The sequence below is a fragment of the Vibrio sp. 378 genome, from assembly GCF_033339435.1.
This window is the reverse complement of record NZ_JAWOUO010000758.1, coordinates 1-616: the sequence shown is the minus strand read 5'-3', so window position 1 is coordinate 616 and position 616 is coordinate 1. Positions and strand designations below refer to the sequence as shown.

Genomic DNA, 616 nt, shown 5'->3' with positions numbered 1-616 from the left:
TTTTTCAGCCCTAAACCACCTACTTCAGTAGGTGGTTATCATCCGTTTCGGCTTTGCCTGTAAAACTACTCATGCTAAATGCGTCTTTGATTTTTCCAGAAGTCAAAGAGGACAAATAACATGAGTAGATACAATCAAGCTTCCCACGTATTTTGGCGTTGTCAATACCATATAGTGTGGACGCCAAAGTATCGATTTAGGATCTTGAAGAACAATATAGGTAAAGAAGTTTATCGATGTATTTATGTTTACTGTAATCAACTTGGATGTGAAGTCGTAGAGCTAAACGTACAAGTTGACCACGTACATTTAGTTGTAAAGGTCCCACCAAAGCTTTCGATATCCAAGTTGATGGGGGTATTGAAAGGCAAAATAGCCTTAAAGCTATTTAGCAAGTTTCCTCACCTTAGGAAGAACAGGCTTTGGGGTAATCACTTTTGGCAAAGAGGCTATTTTGTCGATAGTGTTGGAATCAATGAAGAAATAATACGCCGATATGTAAGACATCAAGAGAAGCAAGAGCGAGTAGAGCAGCAGCAATTGGCGCTGGACTAAACAAAGGCCCCCTTTTAGGGGGCTCACACAAAGCCACCTTCTTTAGAAGGTGGTAATTTAC

General features: G+C 40.3%; 1 protein-coding gene. It reads left to right on the top strand.

The annotated features are described in order from the left end of the window. The first annotated feature begins 120 nt into the window (after positions 1–120). Positions 121–555 carry an IS200/IS605 family transposase gene (gene tnpA / locus R7Q48_RS28690; RefSeq protein WP_017633711.1) on the top strand — a complete coding sequence of 145 codons (435 nt, stop codon included), beginning with the start codon at positions 121–123 and terminating at the stop codon, positions 553–555. The last annotated feature ends 61 nt before the right edge of the window (positions 556–616 follow it).

Excerpts from the sequence above, each read along its gene's own strand:
- tnpA (WP_017633711.1), top strand. The coding sequence starts at position 121 with ATGAGTAGATACAATCAAGCTTCCCACGTATTTTGGCGTTGTCAATAC.